Consider the following 17,088-nt stretch of genomic DNA (forward strand, 5'->3'; position numbering starts at 1 on the left):
CCGCGGGTGCCGCACGGGTGCCGCGCCAGCCGGCCGCCCGGGGCAGGTCGCACCACCGTCGCGTCGTCGAACCACGCAGGAGGGTGGTTCGACGACGCGAACGTGGTGCGACCCGAGGCACGCGCCCGGCGCGCGGCCAGCGCCGGCGCGGTCAGCGCCGCCGCGGTCAGAGCCGGTCGAGCGGGTTCGCCGCGATCCGGTCGCGCATGCCAGCGCGGATGGTCCGTGCGGCCTCCGACCCGGGCTTCCGATGCGCCTGGGTCGACATCAGCCCGCCGAACTCGACGCCGAAGCCGTCGCGCGGCACGCGGTCGACGAGGGCCGCGACGAGCTCGGCCGGCCAGTCGTCGACGCCCACCCCCGACACGTCGAGGCTCGTCGCCCGTTCGAGCAGGTGTCCTTCGACGTCGAAGGTCGCCGAGACCGCGGGCCACGCGTGCCGCACGATCACGTCGACGAGCCTCTGCGCCCGATCGGCCGACCACCCCGCCCCGGACGCGAACACCCGCGCGACCTCCGCCCCGGCCCGCTCGAACGGCTCGGCGTGGCTGTCGAACGGGCCTGCGAGTCCCACGTCGTGCAGCGCCGCCGCCACGAACAACAGCTCGTGGTCGAACGTCAGCCCCTCGCGGCGTCCGAGGTCGACGGCGAGCGCCGCCGACCGCCGGCTGTGCGCCAGCAGGGCCGGGCTCGACACGACGGCGGCGGCCTCGAGGGCGCGCGAGGCGACCGGCGAAGGAGGCGCGAGCAGCTCGTCGAGGACGGCGATGGTCGGTCGGTGCCCAGTGGTCATGGCACGAACCTACGGGTGGACAGCACCGGCCACGAGTGGCAGTCTGGCCACCACCCGTCGACATCCCGCCACGCTCGAAGCCCGCCACCCCCGCCCGCACCGCCACCCCGCCACGAAGTGGACACGACGCCACGAGAAAACGTGGCGCTGTGTCCACTCCGTGGCGGTGTGCCGCTCGTCCCACCCCAGGAGACCCCCATGCCCCCGTTCCGCACCGTCGCCACGATCGTCGCCGACGGCGTCGCGCCGTTCGAGTTCGGGGTGCTCTGCGAGGTGTTCGGCCTCGACCGGACCGACGAGGGCGCGCCTCCGTTCGAGCACCGCATCGTGACCGAGCGACCGGGGCTCGTGCGGACGAACCAGGGTTTCTCGATCACGGTCGACCTCGACCTGGCCGCGGCGGCCGACGCCGACGTCTTCTGCGTGCCGGCCCTCTGGAACCGGGTCGACCAGGCCGAGCTCGTCTCACCGGCCGTGCGCGAGCTGCTCGTCGCCGCCGAGGCCCGCGGGGCCTGGTTGCTCAGCGTCTGCAGCGGCGCGTTCGTGCTGGCCGAGGCCGGACTGCTCGACGGCCGACGCGCGACCACCCACTGGCTGTACGCCGACGCGCTGCGACGACAGCACCCTGCCGTCGACGTCGACCCCGACGTGCTCTTCGTCGAGGACCGTCGGGTCATCACGAGCGCGGGCACCGCGGCCGGCATCGACGCCTGCCTGCACCTGGTCCGCCGCGAGCACGGCGCCGCCGCGGCGAACGTCATCGCCCGCCGCATGGTCGTGCCGCCGCACCGCGACGGCGGTCAGAGCCAGTTCATCAAGACCCCCCTGCCGGTCGAGGTCGACGACTCGCTCGCTCCGCTGACGGACTGGATGCTCGGGCACCTCCGCGACGACCTGAGCATCGAGGGGTTGGCCGCGAGGGCGCACATGTCGCCGCGCACCTTCGCCCGTCGGTTCAAGGCCGAGCTGGGGGCGACGCCCGGGGCGTGGCTCACCCGCCAGCGCCTCCTGCGGACGCAAGAGCTGCTCGAGGCCACCGGGCTCGGCATCGACGCGATCGCCGACGAGGTCGGCTTCGGCTCGGCGGCCGTCCTGCGGCACCACTTCGCCCGCGTGCTCGGCACGACGCCCCGCGCCTACCGCACGACGTTCGGCGGCGTCGACGACGTGCGCGACCTCGAACGGGCGGGTGCCGCCACGGCGTGAGCCGGTCGCCTCTCGACCGGCCGACCCGCGCCTCCGTCCGCCGGCGCGGGGGACGCGACCCGCGCCTCCGTCCGCCGGCGCGGGGGACGCGACCCGCGCCTCCTGCGCCTCCGCCCGGCCTGACGGTCCGCGGGCGTCGGCCTACTCGAAGGTGAGCTCGTCGGCCGTGCTGATGCGCATCAGGTAGGTGACGGTGAACGGGACGTCCTCGTCGATCGTGTAGCGCTCGCCGTCGAAGAGCGACTGGGCCCCGACCACGAGGTGCGCGGTGCCGGCCACGCCGGGCACCTGCCACTGCCCCGACGGGCCGGGCACGATCGAGACGACGGGGTGCTCGGGGACGGTCCAGGTCGGGTCGTCGGTGACCCGGTCGTCGACCTGGCGGCCGAAGGGGCAACCGGCCGGCAGCAGCACCTGTTGGGTGACGCACTGCTCGTCGAGCTGACGGTCGACCATGTCTTGCACGGCCTCGACGAACGCCTCGCGGGGCTGCACCTCGACCGACACCCCCGAGGTCGCGCCCACGCTGACGACGTCGGCCTCGACGGTCGGGGCCTCGAGGTACCGCGACGAGTGCCCGAGCTCGAACCGCGACGGAGCGAGCACGGTGAACCGCGTCGCGACGTCGGGGGCGTCGGTCGTGACCTCGCGGCCGTCGACCGTGAACCGGGCGTCGTGCTGCGGGGTCACGTCGAGCGAGGCGGTCGGCGCCTGCACGAACCGCCACGCGTGGAACAGCCCGAACCGGGTGCCCGCGCGCTGCACGACGAACTGCGACTGCGCCGGCGAGGCGGCGGTGGCCGCCGTGCCCCGCATCGAGTACGAGAGCGTGATCGCGTGGGTGTCGTCACCGAGGTCGACGTCACCCGCCTCGGTCACGTCGTCGATGCCGCCGAGCGAGGGCACCTCGAGCAGCGAGTCGGCCAGCTGGTCGGTCGGCGTGACGCCCGCGAGGGTCAGCGCGCTCGACGTGTCGCCCCGGTCGACGGCCGCCACGTAGCCGCGGGCGAAACCGGCGGCGCTGTAGACGGTGGCGTTCAGGGCCACCACGGTGACCCAGAAACCGATCAGCACGAAGAGCAGCGCCCCGCCCCAGATGGCGACGAACGGCCAGCCGAGCGACGGGCGCGTCCCCTCCCCCACAGACGACGACATGACGACAACAATAGGAGGCGCGGGTCACGGAGAGCCGAGCGTCGCCCCGGTCGCGGGTAGATTGGTGCCCTCCCCCACCCCCACTCGAAAGGTGCTCGTCGTCGTGAGCGTGGCCCTCTCCGCCGAACAGCAGGCGCTGTACGACGCGATCGAGAACACCCGCGAGCACATCTTCGTCACGGGTCGGGCGGGCACGGGCAAGTCGACGCTGCTGAACCACCTGTCGTGGAACACCTCGAAGCAGATCGTCATCTGCGCCCCCACCGGCGTCGCCGCGCTGAACGTCGGCGGCCAGACCATCCACTCGCTGTTCCGCCTCTCGGTCGGGCTGATCGCCGACCACGACATCGAGCAGAACGCCGAGCTGCGCAAGCTGCTGAACACCATCGACACCCTGGTCATCGACGAGGTCTCGATGGTCAACGCCGACCTGATGGACGCCATCGACCGGTCGCTGCGTCAGGCCCGCCAGCGCAAGCACGAGCCGTTCGGCGGCGTGCAGGTGGTGCTGTTCGGCGACCCGTACCAACTGCCGCCGGTGCCGGGCGACGCCGAAGAGCGCGAGTACTTCCGCGACAACTACCGGTCGATGTGGTTCTTCGACGCCAAGGTGTGGGCCGAGGCGAGCCTGCGCATCTACGAGCTCGCGTTCATCCACCGGCAGACCGAGGGCGACTTCAAAGAGATGCTGAACGCCGTGCGGCACGGTCGGGTCACGGCCGAGATCGCGGGTGCGCTGAACGCCGCCGGCGCCCGCCCGGTGCCGACCGACGGCGGGGCCATCACGCTCGCCACCCGCAACGACACCGTCAACCGCATCAACAAGGTCGAGCTCGACCGCCTCGCGGGCAAGGTGCTGACCGCCAAGGCCGAGGTCAGCGGCGAGTTCGGCGGGCGCGCCTACCCGGCGGACGAGGCCCTCGAGCTCAAGGTCGGGGCGCGGGTGATGTTCCTCCGCAACGACTCCGAGCAGCGCTGGGTCAACGGCACCACGGGTGTCGTGACCCGCGTGCGCGACACCGTCTTCGTCGAGGTCGACGACGAGGTGCACGAGGTGCAGCCCGTCGTGTGGGAGAAGTACAAGTACTCGTACTCGGCGACCACCAAGCAGCTCAAGAAAGACGTCGTGGCCGAGTTCACGCAGTTCCCGCTGCGCCTCGCCTGGGCGGTCACGATCCACAAGTCGCAGGGCAAGACCTACGACCGGGCCATCGTCGACCTCGGCTCGAGGGTGTTCAGCGCCGGCCAGACCTACGTGGCGCTCAGCCGCATCACCTCGCTCGACGGCCTCTACCTCTCGCGCCCGCTGCGGCCGGCCGACATCATCGTCGACCTCGACGTGCGCCGCTTCATGAGCGAGGCCTCACGCGTGCCGGCCATCCGGGCCGCCGCCGACGCCGGCGCGGGCGACGAGGCGGCCGGCGCGGGCGACGACGCGGCTGCGGCGAGCTAGGCGGCGGCCTTCGCGGCGGCGAGGTCGGCGAACAGCTCGGTGCTGAAGCGGTAGGCGGCGCAGACCTCGTCGAGCACGTGCTCGCGCTCGGCGGCGGACCAGGCGACGGCGTCGAGCTGTCGGCGGTAGGTCGTCTTGAACGACTTCGGCTCGGCGATCTCGGCGAACAAGAAGAACCCGACGCCGTTCGTGTCGAACCCGAACCGGCGCTGCAGGATGCTGCGGATCAGGTGCCCGCCCGACAGGTCGCCGAGGCAGCGCGTGTAGTGGTGGGCGATGAACCCGCCGGCCCAGGTCGACGCCCGCTCGATGCGGTCGACGTAGGCGCGGGTCGTCGGCAGCGGGGCCACCCGCGCTCGCCAGTCGGCGCCGAGCAAGAACGTCAGGTCGGCCTCGATGGCCGGCAGCCGGGTCAGCCCCGGCGCGAGGAACGGCGCCACGACCGCGTCGCCCGACCAACGCTCGGCGGCGTCCTCGAGCGCGGCGTAGACGAAGTAGTGCTGGGCGAGCAGCTGCACGTAGTCGTCGCGCGTGCCGCGACCGATCAGCAGGTCGGTCATGAACGAGCAGCCGACGTCGGCCGGCACGCGTTCGGCCGTGCGCTCCCGCACCGCCTCGGAGAAGGGGATGACGACGGTCATGGTGCGCACCTCCTGGGTGGCCTCGGTTAGGTGACCCTAACCATAGCCACGGAGGCGCGGTGCCGGTAGCCCCCGGGGTCGATCCCGGCGGACGTGCAGGTGGCCCGCATGCCCCGGACGGCGGCCCGGCGACTCGTCACCCCGCCATCCGGCGCAGAACCCCGGCCTAGGCAAATCGCCGACCGCCGCTTCGCGGGGTGCACCACCCCACCCCGGCGAAGCACCCCCTCATCCGGCGCTAAACCTCTGCCTAGGCAAATCGCCGACCGCCGCTTCACGGGGTGTGAGTACGTGGCGCGGGCCGCGGCGGAGGCGGAGGCGCCGCGGGGCCGCGGCGAGGCTGCGGCGCCGCGGCGAGGCTGCGGCGCGGCGGGGCCAGGGCGGGGCTGCGGCGGGGCGGGGCGGGGCTGCGGCGAGGCGAGGCAGGGCGGCGCGGGCCGACGCAGGGCGGGGCGGCCTCAGCGGCGGCGGCGCTCGGCGCCCGCGGCGGTCGCGAGCAGCAGGAGGCCGCCGACCAGGTGCGTCACGTTGTCGCCGAGGTTGAAGGCCAGGAAGTTCACGTCGGTGCCCTCGAGGAAGAACCCGGCGACCCCGAACACGACGAAGATCAGGCCGACCCACGTGTTGATGTAGCGGGCGCTCGCCCGCGACGAGGCCCCCGCGATGATCAGGGCGGCACCGGCCAGCACCCAGACCACGACGAGCGCCGGGTTGAGGTTCCAGACGAACCAGAGCGACGCGCCCTGGGTCGAGAAGAACGTGCCCATGTCTTCGACCAAGAACCCGATGGCACCGAGCAGCAGGAAGACCGTGCCGACGAAGAGGCCGGCCCCGCGGTTGGGCGACTCGCGGATCGTCGGCTCGTAGGGGGCCGGGGTCGCGGTGGTCGTGGTGCCGTGGGTGCTGCTCATGGTGAGGGTGCCTCTCGTCAGGTCGTCAGCATCCAGTATGCCCGCCGCGCCCGGCGGCCTGCCCGCGTCCGGCAGCCCGCTCGCACACGCCGCCCGCACCCGCCCGAGTCCGGCAGCCCGCCCGCACACGCCGCCCGCACCCACCCGCGTCCGGCAGCCCGCCCGCACCCGGCCAGCCGCCCGCACCCGTCGCCCGCCCGGCTGGCATGATCGTCCCCATGACGCCGACGCCCCTCCGCCTGGTCGTGGCGGTCAACCCCGGTGCCTCCGCCGGTGGCCGGTCCGGTCGTGGGGGCACGGTGCTCGACGACCTGAGGGCCGCCGGCCACACGGTCGTCCCGCTCACCGAGACGAGCTACGACGACCTGGTCGCCGCCGCCCGCCGAGAGCTCGACCGCGAACGGCCCGACGCGCTCGTCGTGGTCGGCGGCGACGGCATGGTCAACCTCGGGGCGAACCTCGTCGCCGGGACGGACGTGCCGCTGGGTCTCGTGCCGACGGGCACCGGCAACGACACGGCTCGGTCGTTCGGGCTGCCCCACGACGATTCCGAGGCGGCCACGCGCCTCCTGGTCCGTCTACTCGAGGGCGAGCCGACCACCATCGACGCCGGACGCGTGCTGCAGGCCGACGGTCGGGCGACCTGGTTCGCCTGCATGGTCTCGGCGGGCTTCGACGCGGTCGTCAACGAGCGGGCCAACCGCCTGAGCTGGCCGAAGGGGCGTCGGCGGTACGACGTGGCCCTGGCGATCGAGCTGGTGCGCCTGCCGAAGATCTCGTACCGACTCGAGCTCGACGGGGTCGCCTCGACGGTCGAGGGCACCCTCATCTCGGTCGGCAACGGCCAGTCGCTCGGGGGCGGCATGAAGGTCACCCCCGACGCGGTGCTCGACGACGGCCTGCTCGACGTGCTCGTGGTCGAGCGCCTGACGAGGTGGCAGTTCGTCCGGCTGTTCCCGAGCGTCTTCCGCGGCACCCACCTGAGCCACCCGGCCGTCACGGTGCACCAGGTGCGCCGCGCCGTCATCGAGGCGGACGGCGTCGCGGCCTACGCCGACGGCGAGCGCGTGGGCCCCCTGCCGGTCACGGTCGAGGTCGTGCCCGGCGCGCTGCGCGTCTACGCCGCGCTCGGCCGGTGACCGGCCGCTGACCGCCCGCTGACGCCGACCCGAGGAGGCGCGCCCGGCAGCCTGCGCGCCTCACGCCCCGGGCACCGCGCCTCACGCCCCGGGCACCGCCGCCCTCAGCCGCGGTGCAGCGTCTCGCGCGGGTACTCGCCGAACCGCTGCTGGTACGCGGCCGAGAACCGGCCGAGGTGGGCGAAGGCCCAGTGCCGGGCCACGTCGGCGACCGTCGTGGACTCCGGCGTGGCCGCCCGCAAGGCGTGGTGCACGCGCTCGAGGCGGATCTCGCGCAGGTAGGCCGTGGGCGTCGTGTCGAGGTGGCGGCTGAACGCCTGCTGCAGGCCCCGCGGGGTGAGCCCCGCCTCCTGCGCGATGTCGGAGGCCGTGATCGGCAGGTGCGCGCTGGCGTGCATGTACTCGACGGCGAGTCGCAGGCTCGCGTTGCGTGGCGCGAGCAGGGCGGCGGGCATCGGGGTGGACGTGTGCGCGAAGGTGTCGAGCAGGGCGCTCGCCGCGAGCCGGGCCATCTCGGTGCGCATCAGGTCGCTGGGCTCGCCCGACCCGAGGTAGGTGCGGCCGATCAGCCGGACGGTCGCGTGCCAGGCCTGCACGGCCGCGGCCGAGACCGGGGCGGCGTGGTCGAAGCGGATCGAGCCGGGCATGATGCCGTGCCGCTCGGCCGCGACCTCGTCGACGACGGACTTCGACAGGTGCAGCAGGCTCTGGTTGACGTCCTCGGTGCTGAACTCGAACTCGCGCCCCTGCGGGAAGAGGATGGGGCGACCCGGGGCCCCCTCGACCTCGTCTCGGCCGTTGTCGACGCGCGAGCGGCCGTCGAGCAGCCAGTGCACGACGTGTTCGTCGTCGGCTGCCGCCTGACCGTCGACGCGGCCCATGAAGGACGTCGACCGCAAGGTCATCGCTCCGTCGCCCACGATCGTGTGGCGGAACGAGAAGGGCACCTCGGTCGGGGCGACGTGGAAGTCGCGGCCGTTGTAGCCGGCACGCATGACCTCGACGGCCTCGTCGAGGTCGCGTCCGCGCGCGTCGAAGCGGATCTTGTCGTCCCGGGAAGCCATCTCAGCGAATTGTTGCACGCGCTCCAAACCCGGCACCACTCGCGGTGCGGGGGTTGACATCGGCTCGGTGACGCGGCTAAGGCGCGTGACGGCGAGCGGGCTCGCAGCGGTGCGGCCTACGGTCGACGCCATGACCCCAGACGACATCAGCCTCGACGACATCACCCTGACCACGATCCGCGGCGAGTCCACCACGTTCGGCGCCTACGCCGACAAGGTCGTGATGGTCGTCAACGTGGCGTCGCGCTGCGGCCTCGCGCCACAGTACGAGAAGCTCGAGGCACTGCAGAAGCAGTACGGCGACCAGGGCTTCACGGTGCTGGGCTTCCCCAGCAACCAGTTCTTCCAGGAACTCTCGAGCGGCGAGGCCATCGAGGAGTACTGCTCGGCCACCTGGGGCGTGACCTTCCCGATGATGGAGAAGGTCAAGGTCAACGGTCGCGGCGAGCACCCGCTCTACACCGAGCTGAAGAAGGCGTCCGACGCCGACGGCAAGGCCGGCCGGGTCAAGTGGAACTTCGAGAAGTTCGTCGTCACCCCCGGCGGTGCCGTGCACCGCTTCCGCCCGACGACCCAGCCCGACGCCCCCGAGGTCGTCGCCGTCATCGAGGAGGCGCTGGCCGGCTGAGCGGTCCGCCGCGGTCGGTCAGTGGCCGGCCGCGTACCGGGCCTGCACGGCCGAGGCGGTCTGGGCCGAGTTGTTGTAGATCGTGGTGCCGTCGACCGAGCCGACGAAGGAGCCGTTGGTCGGCGCGGAGGGCAGGCCGCTGAGCGGGGCGTAGCCCACGCGCCAGTAGCCGCCCGACGTCTGCACGGTCTTGTTGGTGGTGTCGGTCACTACGGCGACGCCGTCGACGTAGATGACCGTGCTCGTGCCCGAGAGGGTGGCGACCACGTGGTGCCAGGCGCCGTCGTTGTACGAGGCCGACGTGGTCGTGCCCTTGGTCGTGGTCGACGTGGGTCGCACGCCGAGGACGATCTTGCCCGCCGTCGTCAGGTAGAGAGCACGGTCGGCGGTCGTGTTCGTACCGGTCTGGGCCGCCGTGAACGCGGCCAGGGTGCCACCGGCCGCGCTGGTCGTGCGGAACCAGGTCTCGATGCTGAAAGCAGGCTGGCCGGCCAGGTTGACGGCGGTCGTGACCTGGCCCGTGCCGTCCAGCTGCAGGTAGGGGCTCTGGTTGGTGGCGCACGAGCCGGCGACGAACGTCGCCCCGCCGCTCAGGGTGCCCACGCGGGCGAACGAGCTGCCGTCGGCGGTGGTCGTGCCCGACGTCTCGTTGTACGGGAAGCCGTACGAGGTCTGCGAGTTGTAGGTGTCCTGCAAGCAGTCGTAGTTCCCGGCCCCGAAGCTCGACGCCGGGTTCGCGGCAGGAGCGGCGAAGGCGGCGTGCGAGCCGCCCGAGACCACGAGGGTGAGCGCGAGACCGCCACCGATCGCTGCCAGGCCGAGCGCGCCTCCTGCGGTCTGCAGGCGACGGAGGCGCCGCTCGCGTCGGCGCTGCACGCGGCGGCCGGTCGAGGCGGTCGCCGCGGTCGACGCGGTGCGCGGGTCGCGCTCGTCACGCAGCAGGTAGCGGTCGCCCCGGCTGAGCAGCACGACGAGGACGAGCAGGCCTCCGGTGACGAGCAGGTGCCCGTACTGGTGGTTCGCCGCCCACACGAAGGGGGTGCCGACGTACGGCACGCGGAGGAAGCCCACGCCGACCACGGCACTGCGGTCGATCGGCGTCGAGTCGGCGCTCGGGTTGGCGTCGCCCTTGGTGACGATCTGCCCGGCCTGCCCGTTGTCGTGGTATCGGTGCAGGCGCAGGTGCCCGGCCTGGTCGGGGTCGTCGAAGAGCAGCACCTGGCCGCGGTGGACCTCGGACGCCGCGACGGGCTTCGCGACGACGACGTCGCCCGGGTGGATGCGGGGCTCCATCGAGCCGGTCATCACGGTGGTCGGGCTCCAGCCGAGGGCGGCCGGGGCGGCGGCGTAGACCATGAGGCCGAGCAGCGAGTAGAGCACGACCCGCGACGCGGTGCCGAGGGCCAGGCGCGTCCAGTCGAGCCACGAACGAGAGGCACCCACCGGCACGGTGATCGAGGCCGTGGCCGCGGGGGTGGGCCGCAGCGTCAGGTCGATCGTGCTCATGGGTGCCTCTGCTCGGGTGTGGTGCGGGTGGAGCGGTGTCGGGCCGCCTGGTGCTGTCGTGCGGTGGTGCGGTGGTGCGGTGGTGCGGTGTCGCAGGGAGGCGTCAGCCGGCCGGGGGGCCTCAGCTGTTCTGGGCCTCCCAGGTGAGGCCGAGGCTCGCGGTGCCGCCCTGGGTCGTGTTGGGCGCCGAGTTCGAGACGGTGTAGCTCACCTGGTAGGTGCGGGTCTCGGACGCGGTGCCGGTGGGGGCCCAGGTGCCGACGCCGTTGGAGTAGTTCGTGTAGCTGGTGCCGAAGGCGGCCAGCGAACCGCTGTAGAGGCTCGAACCCGACGCGAGCGGGGTGAAGCCGGTGCACGAGCCGAAGCCGCCGCCGGTGCCCTGCACGACGCTCAGCGTGATGTTCGACGCCAGGTTGTTGGTCGTGGCGGCGCCCGTGCCGTAGAGCTTCACGGCCGAGGCGAGCGAGCCGGTGCTGGTGACGGCGATGCAGTTGGTGCCGGTCGAGCCGGGCTTGAGGTTGGTGGCCGTGAACAGCGCGGTGTTGCTGTCGTCGTCGGTCAGGGCGACGGTGCCGGCGGTCCAGTTGCTGGTCGGGTTGACCGTGGTGGACGAGAAGGCCGAGTACGACGCGGTCGAGACGACGATGCCCGAGGCGACGAGTGCGGCGGGGATGGCGATCCAGGCGGCGATGCGGGCGATGCGGGGGGTGGGACGGGACATGGCGTGCTCCAAGGGGCGAAGGGGTGGAAGAGGGGTGTCGTGCGGGGACGTCTGGGGCCACTCCGGCGACGAGGTTCGGGGGCTTCGCCGGTGAGAAGCTCACCACCCGGACCGTTCTGGATTCGAGTGATCGTTGTTCTCAAGTGGTACGGCAATCAAATTACTTGTGCCCCGAGAAGCTTGCAAGCCGAATCATGTCCCCAGTGGTGGGGGTGTCACGATCGTCGAGATTCTTGTTGACTGAGGCGGTGCCACGGACGGCACGCCCCACGTGTCACGGAGGACCCCTTGCTCATCGCCCCACCCGCGCTCGACGCCGACGTCGCCGACGTCGCCGACCTCGCACCCGTCTCGACCCCCCTGGTGCCGGCCGCCGTGGACCGCGAGTCGGAAGACGCGCTGGACGCCGCGCGCGCCTCCTCGTCCCCGGCCGGACGGGCCGACGGCGGCCTCGGCTTCGACGACCTCGCCCGCCTGCTCAACTCGTTCCGGTTGCTGATGCTGAACCACTCGCGCGTGCTCGACCACCAGGGCGACCTGTTCGGGCTCGGCGACACCGACATCCGGTTCCTCTTCTACGTGTCGGCGACCGGGGACTCCGTCACCCCGAAGCGAGCCGCCGACTACCTCGACCTCTCGTCGGGCGCGATGACCAACCTCGTCGACCGGCTCGTCGACGCCGGCTACCTCGACCGACGGCGCAACCCCGACGACCGCCGCAGCGTCATCGTCAGCCGCACTCCCCGTGGCGTCGAGGTCACGGGTGCCATCGCCGCCGTCTACGGGGCCGCCTTCGCCGAGGTCGTGCCCGCCTCGCAGCACCGCGTCCTCGCCGACACGCTGCTCGACCTCGGCCAGGCGTTCGACCGCCACGGGGTCGGCGCCAGCCCGGCCGCCCCCGCCGCCGCCTGACCGGCCTCGGCCGCGGGCCGGGCGCCAGAACGGGCGAGTCCGGGGCGGACGGGCGAGCGCGACGGCCCGTCGACGACGAACCCGCCCGCTCAGGCCGTGCGTCGCGGCCCGCGACCTACGGGATCAGGCGGCGCAGCCGCGCGGCGTCGGCCAGGTCGGCCCGGAAGCGGTCGAGCGTCGAGAGCGTGTAGAGCCCGTCGATCTGCTGGTCGACCCAGAGCTGGTGGATGCGCTTGAGGTCGGCCTGCCGGCTCTTCCAGCCGATGCCGTCGATCACGGCCATGACGGTCTGGCGGGGCAGGCGGACGTCGGCCATCTCCTCGATCTCGCGGACGGCGTCGGTGAGCTTCGACCCCGTCGAGTCGAATCCCTTCGCCGCGACGACGATCGCCGGTTCGTCGGCCGACGGGATCACCAGGTCGCAGGGAGCCGTGCGGTTCGCCCGCCCGGTGAAGCGCGTGCGCGTGCCGCAGGCGAGCCCGAGGTCGCGGGCGATGGCCTCGATCTCGTCCTCGAGCCGCCGACCCGACACCCCCGCCCTGATCGCCGAGGCGCGCGTGCCCGCCCGCGCCGCGAGCAGGTCGCCGAAGCCGTACGTGCGGTGTCGCTGCGACGCGACCAGGCGCACGAGCTCGAACTCGTCGTCGAGGTGGGCGACGAGGTCGTCGGCCCGCCCGCGGGCGAGCGTCAGCCAGCTCGGGGTGTCGAAGGCGTGCCGCAGCGAGTTGCGCAGCTTCTCTTGCGACAGCCCCACGGCGAGACCGAGCGCCGGCACCCACGCCGGGTGCTGACGGGCCCACTCGGCGAGGTGGTCGCGGTCGACCACGGGCAGCTCGCCGAGGCTCGCCGCGGCCCGGGCGAGATCGGTGGCCGCGGCCGAGGGCGCCGTCGGGTCGACGTGCGCGGTCATGCGGCCGAGCGAGGCCACGTACTCGTCGAAGGTGGGGATCACCACGGTCAGTCCCTTCCGACGAAGACGTACTCGGTGGCCGCCGTGCGGGTCGCCGCCCGGTGGGTGCCGAAGCTGTAGGTGTGGTCGACGACGTGCACCTCGACGTGCGGCTTGACGGTGCGCAGCAGCTGCTCGATGCGCTCTCGGGTCGGCACGGCGTTCGACGAGTACGACAGCACGAGGGCCCCCGCGTCGGCGAACTGCTCGAAGGTGCGCACGAGCGCGTCGTCGACCGTGCGCGGGTAGGCGAACGGCGTGAAGAGCTTCGCGATCTTCTTCGTCTTGGTCTCGGTCATGATCGTCTGGCCACGCCAGTAGACGGCCAGCCCCTGCAAGAAGTGGTAGCGCTTCATGTAGTCCGCGTCGTCACGAGGAGGCGCGTAGGGCGGATCGAGGTACACCAGGTCGGCGGGCGGTCGCCTCAGGTCGGCCACGTCGCCCTCGACGGCCTCGTGCGCGAGCCCGTCGTCGAACACGGTCGCGCCGTAGGCCCGGACGGCCGCCCGGAACTGCTCGGCCATGGTCAGCCGCAGGTCGCGGCGACCGTCGTCGTACCGCGAGCCCGTGAAGGTGAAGACGCCGCGCGGCTGCTTGCGGGCCGCAGCCAGCACGAGGCCGGCGATCGCCAGGTCGCGCTCGGCACCGCCCAGGCGGTCGACGTGCGACCAGGCCGAGTCGAGGAACGCCCGGTCGTCGGCCGAGAAGAAGACCCCGTCGAAGGTGCGCCGGACGAGGTCGCGGTCGTCGGCGGCCGGCCCGCAGATCTCGTCGACGAGGTCGTCCGACAACGTCGTCGACCCGTTGACGACGGAGGCGCGGGCGATGACCGCGGGGAACGCCAGGAAGTCGTTGCTCACGACCCGGCGACCCTGCGCCTTCATCAGGTACGAGACGACGCCCGACCCGCTGAAGGCGTCGATCGCGCCGGAGGGCCGAACCGCGCCTCCCGGGTTCTCGGGGTCGCCGGCCGGCACGGGCGCGACGCTCGAGAAGACGTCGTGCAGCACGGGCAGCAGCGCGTACTTCGAGCCCATGTAGCGCAGGCGGGGGAAGGCCGCGACGCGGGCGGGCACGGCGGTGGCGGCCTCTCTCGCGGCGGCGGGCACGAGCTCGACGGTCACCGGTCGAGTCTGCCGCACCTCAGCCGTCGGTCGGACTCCAGGCCTGGGTGTCGAGGTCGGCCCGCGACGCGTGCGGGACGTTGCCGGTCGTGGTGCCGGCGATGCGCAGGCTCTCTTGGCGCAGCTCGAGCTGGGCGACCACGAGGGCCGCGAGGTCGGTCAGGTTCGCGACCTGTTCGTCGCTGGCCGTGCCCGGCTCGCGGTCGATGACCGAGAGGGTGCCGATGGTGTGGCCGTCACGGCGGGTGAGCGGGACGCTGACGTAGAACCGCATGCCGAGCGGCCCCGTGACGAGCGGGCTCGAGGCGACCCGACGGTCGGTCGCGGCGTCCTCGATCACGAGGGGCTCGGACGAGTGCACCGCCCCCTGCGAGAGGTCGATCTGGCGCGCGACGTCACCGACCGCGGGGTCGTAGTGCGTGGTGAACCAGGTGCGGTCGTCGTCGATGACGGTCGCCAGGGCGATCGGTGCCGAGAAGAGGCGGGCCGCCATGGCCGTCACGCGGTCGAGGGCCTCGTTCGGCAGGGTGTCGAGCACCTCGCTGTGGTCGAACGGCTCGGTGTCGCCGCCGCGCGTCGAGCCGTCGCCGACGGAGAGGTCGCCCACGCCGTCACGGTGGTCGGTGGTCTCGGTGATCACGACGTCGCGCATCAGCGCGACCAGCTCGGCGCGCGTCGGACGCTCGGCCGGGTCGCGTCGGGTCATCGCCCCGAGCGCGTGACGCCAGTGCTCGGGCAACGGGTCGGGCAGCACCGGGTCGCGCGACAGGCGGGCGACGGCCGACTCGACGAGCGACCCGGGGAACTCCCGTCGGCGGGTGAAGCACTGCAGCAGCACGAGGCCGAGGCTGTAGACGTCGCTCGGTGGGCCGACCTCGCCGCCCACGGCCTGTTCGGGGCTGAGGTAGGCGGCCGTGCCGGTCGTGACGCCCTCGGCGGTCAACCGTTCGACGTCGTCGGTGAGGGCGATGCCGAAGTCGGCGAGCTTGGCCCGGGCGCGCGCCGCCCCGTGGTCGCCGTAGTCGACCAGCAGGATGTTCGACGGCTTGATGTCACGGTGCACCACCGAGTGGCCGTGGATGTAGTCGAGCGCCTCGGCCATGTCGTAGCCGATCTCGGCGATGTGGCGCGGGGCGAGGGCCCCGTGCCGCAGGCGGTCCTCGAGGTTCAGCCCGGCGATCAGCGGCATCACCAGGAAGCGCTGCGGACCGTTCGGCCCGTGCTCGACGCCGGCGTCGAAGAGGCCGACCAGGCCGTGGTGCTCGAGGCTCGAGAGGACGCCGAGCTCGGCCTCCTGTCGGGCCGGGTCGACCATGGCGCTGTGGAAGACCTTGATCGCGACCGTGCGGTTGAGGCTCTCGTCGACGGCCTTGTAGACCGTCGCCATGCCACCGCGACCCACGACGGACTGCAGGCGGTAGCGCTCGGCGAGCACGCGATCGAGCGCGTCGTCCTGCTGTGGCGCGGCCATCGCCTCCCCCTCGTGACTGGTGTGGTGACCATCCTGTCGCATGAGAGGCGTCCCCGTGACGATCGCGTCGATGACGATCCGGTCACGACCGCGCCCCCCACGAGGCCCGGACGGGCGATCGACACCTTGTGATGCCCTGGGAGAACGTCGCCACCGGGAAGGGAGCGAGCCGACCGCCGGTTGGGTTGCGCATGACAACGTACGGAATCATCGGAGCAGGCAACATCGGCAGCCAGGTCGCGCGGGCGGTCATCGCCCACGGCCACGACGTCGTGATCAGCAACTCACGCGGGCCCGAGACCCTCGCCGACCTCGTGGCCGACCTCGGCCCGAAGGCCCGGGCGGCCACCGCCGCCGAGGCCGGTGCGGCCGGCGACGTGGTCGTCGTCACCGTCCCCCTCAAGAACCTCGACCAGGTGCCCGTCGAGCCGCTCGCCGGCAAGACCGTGATCGACACGAACAACTACTACTTCGAGCGCGACGGTCACATCCAGGCGCTCGACGAGGGCACCGACACGACCGCCGAGATGCTGCAACGCCACCTGCCCACCAGCACCGTGGTCAAGGGCTTCAACCACATCCCCGCCGACGACATCACCACCGACGTCGGCCCCGCCGGCACCGCCGACCGCCGGGCCCTGGCGACGTCGAGCGACTCCCCCGAGGCCGTCGCCCTGATGACCGACCTCTACGACGAGCTGGGCTTCGACACGGTCGACGTCAGCCCGCTGTCCGAGAGCTGGCGCGTCGAGCGCGACCGCCCGGCCTACGTCGTGCGCCAGACGAAGGACGAGCTCGTCGCCAACCTCGCGAAGGCGAACCGGGTGCCGCAGGCCTCGTGACCCGGCCGGGCGGTGACGCCCGCTGACGAACGCGACCCGCGCCTCCTGATCAGGAGGCGCGGGTCGCGTCGTCCGCCCCGAGGGCGCGGGTCAGAGCACCCAGCAGCGGTAGGCGGAGCCGGTCACGGCCCGTTCGCTCGTGACGAGCGAGGTCGTGTAGGTCTGGGTGTGGGCGTCGACGGCGGGCAGGTCGACGACCTTCCAGCCGACGACGGCGCGGTTCTCGTTGAGCGCCTGCACCGCGCAGCCGACGTCGGTGCCGCGGGCGACGTTGATCGTGTACTGCACGTCGACCGCGTCGTCACCGGAGACGGTGAACCCGTAGTGGCTCACCTCGAGCTCGGCCGAGTCGCCGTCGAAGGCGACGAGCACGACCCAGGCCGTCACCACGAGGGCGACGGCCGCGCCCGCGACCAGGGCGATCAGCCGCGAGCTCCGGGCCCGACCGGGCCGTCGACCGTACCGGTCGTCGAGGCGCGCGGCCGGGTCGACGCGGGCCGGGTCGATGGTCTGCATGCCCACCAGGGTAGGAGGCGCCAGCTCGGAACCGCATGGACGCGGACTCCCTGCGCG

Annotated in this window: 17 protein-coding genes; 6 read left to right on the top strand and 11 right to left on the bottom strand. The window is 72.7% G+C overall.

Annotated features, from left to right (window positions below; all coding sequences use genetic code 11):
- Positions 1–166 precede the first annotated feature (166 nt).
- The gene (locus ITJ55_RS12930; RefSeq protein ID WP_194595766.1) at positions 167–793 is read right to left on the bottom strand and encodes an HD domain-containing protein; all 627 of its coding nucleotides are present in this window, start codon (positions 791–793) and stop codon (positions 167–169) included.
- Positions 794–991: 198 nt separating this feature from the next.
- On the opposite strand from ITJ55_RS12930, the gene ITJ55_RS12935 reads away from it, so the two are divergent.
- Entirely contained in the window at positions 992–1,999 is a 1,008-nt protein-coding gene (locus ITJ55_RS12935) for a GlxA family transcriptional regulator (protein ID WP_194595767.1), read from the top strand.
- A 141-nt stretch (positions 2,000–2,140) separates the two neighbouring features.
- Here the strand turns inward: ITJ55_RS12935 and ITJ55_RS12940 are convergent, their stop codons facing one another.
- Positions 2,141–3,154 (bottom strand): hypothetical protein, encoded by a 1,014-nt coding sequence (locus ITJ55_RS12940; RefSeq protein WP_194595768.1) that lies wholly within the window; start codon positions 3,152–3,154, stop codon positions 2,141–2,143.
- 64 nt (positions 3,155–3,218) lie between these two features.
- Here ITJ55_RS12940 and ITJ55_RS12945 point away from each other — a divergent pair, with 64 nt between their 5' ends.
- The gene (locus ITJ55_RS12945; RefSeq protein WP_370544163.1) at positions 3,219–4,607 is read left to right on the top strand and encodes an ATP-dependent RecD-like DNA helicase; all 1,389 of its coding nucleotides are present in this window, start codon (positions 3,219–3,221) and stop codon (positions 4,605–4,607) included.
- Here ITJ55_RS12945 and ITJ55_RS12950 read toward each other — a convergent pair.
- Both ITJ55_RS12950 and ITJ55_RS12955 read right to left on the bottom strand, forming a co-directional pair.
- On the bottom strand, positions 4,604–5,248 hold the full coding sequence (locus tag ITJ55_RS12950) for a heme oxygenase (biliverdin-producing) (protein ID WP_194595770.1): 645 nt from the start codon (positions 5,246–5,248) through the stop codon (positions 4,604–4,606). The two genes, ITJ55_RS12945 and ITJ55_RS12950, sit on opposite strands and share 4 nt — an antisense overlap.
- 458 nt (positions 5,249–5,706) lie before the next feature.
- On the bottom strand, positions 5,707–6,159 hold the full coding sequence (locus ITJ55_RS12955; RefSeq protein WP_194595771.1) for a DUF4383 domain-containing protein: 453 nt from the start codon (positions 6,157–6,159) through the stop codon (positions 5,707–5,709).
- A gap of 218 nt (positions 6,160–6,377) precedes the next feature.
- On the opposite strand from ITJ55_RS12955, the gene ITJ55_RS12960 reads away from it, so the two are divergent.
- Positions 6,378–7,298 carry a diacylglycerol kinase family protein gene (locus ITJ55_RS12960; protein WP_194595772.1) on the top strand — a complete coding sequence of 307 codons (921 nt, stop codon included), beginning with the start codon at positions 6,378–6,380 and terminating at the stop codon, positions 7,296–7,298.
- 104 nt (positions 7,299–7,402) lie between these two features.
- On the opposite strand, the gene ITJ55_RS12965 is transcribed toward ITJ55_RS12960, so the two are convergent.
- Positions 7,403–8,362, bottom strand: a complete 960-nt coding sequence (locus tag ITJ55_RS12965) for a helix-turn-helix domain-containing protein (RefSeq protein WP_194595773.1) — start codon at positions 8,360–8,362, stop codon at positions 7,403–7,405.
- A 130-nt stretch (positions 8,363–8,492) separates the two neighbouring features.
- On the opposite strand from ITJ55_RS12965, the gene ITJ55_RS12970 reads away from it, so the two are divergent.
- Positions 8,493–8,990: a glutathione peroxidase gene (locus ITJ55_RS12970; protein WP_194595774.1), complete on the top strand. Its 498-nt coding sequence runs from the start codon at positions 8,493–8,495 to the stop codon at positions 8,988–8,990.
- A gap of 18 nt (positions 8,991–9,008) precedes the next feature.
- Here ITJ55_RS12970 and ITJ55_RS12975 read toward each other — a convergent pair whose 3' ends face one another.
- Both ITJ55_RS12975 and ITJ55_RS12980 read right to left on the bottom strand, forming a co-directional pair.
- Positions 9,009–10,496 carry a signal peptidase I gene (locus ITJ55_RS12975; RefSeq protein ID WP_194595775.1) on the bottom strand — a complete coding sequence of 496 codons (1,488 nt, stop codon included), beginning with the start codon at positions 10,494–10,496 and terminating at the stop codon, positions 9,009–9,011.
- Positions 10,497–10,617: 121 nt separating this feature from the next.
- The gene (locus ITJ55_RS12980) at positions 10,618–11,217 is read right to left on the bottom strand and encodes a hypothetical protein (RefSeq protein ID WP_194595776.1); all 600 of its coding nucleotides are present in this window, start codon (positions 11,215–11,217) and stop codon (positions 10,618–10,620) included.
- Between the two features lie 288 nt (positions 11,218–11,505).
- On the opposite strand from ITJ55_RS12980, the gene ITJ55_RS12985 reads away from it, so the two are divergent.
- On the top strand, positions 11,506–12,129 hold the full coding sequence (locus tag ITJ55_RS12985) for a MarR family winged helix-turn-helix transcriptional regulator (RefSeq protein WP_194595777.1): 624 nt from the start codon (positions 11,506–11,508) through the stop codon (positions 12,127–12,129).
- A 115-nt stretch (positions 12,130–12,244) separates the two neighbouring features.
- On the opposite strand, the gene ITJ55_RS12990 is transcribed toward ITJ55_RS12985, so the two are convergent.
- From ITJ55_RS12990 to ITJ55_RS13000, 3 genes are read right to left on the bottom strand one after another with little or no spacing between them, the layout of a single operon-like run.
- Entirely contained in the window at positions 12,245–13,084 is an 840-nt protein-coding gene (locus ITJ55_RS12990; RefSeq protein WP_370544164.1) for a hypothetical protein, read from the bottom strand.
- 2 nt (positions 13,085–13,086) lie between these two features.
- The gene (locus ITJ55_RS12995) at positions 13,087–14,202 is read right to left on the bottom strand and encodes a DNA adenine methylase (RefSeq protein WP_370544165.1); all 1,116 of its coding nucleotides are present in this window, start codon (positions 14,200–14,202) and stop codon (positions 13,087–13,089) included.
- Between the two features lie 19 nt (positions 14,203–14,221).
- Complete coding sequence (locus ITJ55_RS13000) at positions 14,222–15,673, bottom strand: protein kinase (RefSeq protein ID WP_194595778.1); 1,452 nt, start codon at positions 15,671–15,673, stop codon at positions 14,222–14,224.
- 131 nt (positions 15,674–15,804) lie between these two features.
- On the opposite strand from ITJ55_RS13000, the gene ITJ55_RS13005 reads away from it, so the two are divergent.
- Positions 15,805–16,515 (top strand): NADPH-dependent F420 reductase, encoded by a 711-nt coding sequence (locus ITJ55_RS13005; protein ID WP_194595779.1) that lies wholly within the window; start codon positions 15,805–15,807, stop codon positions 16,513–16,515.
- 90 nt (positions 16,516–16,605) lie between these two features.
- Here ITJ55_RS13005 and ITJ55_RS13010 read toward each other — a convergent pair whose 3' ends face one another.
- Positions 16,606–17,031, bottom strand: a complete 426-nt coding sequence (locus ITJ55_RS13010; protein ID WP_194595780.1) for a DUF4307 domain-containing protein — start codon at positions 17,029–17,031, stop codon at positions 16,606–16,608.
- Positions 17,032–17,088 lie beyond the last annotated feature (57 nt).

Origin of the sequence: Frigoribacterium sp. VKM Ac-1396, assembly GCF_015350895.1 — a bacterium.
GTDB lineage: Bacteria > Actinomycetota > Actinomycetes > Actinomycetales > Microbacteriaceae > Frigoribacterium.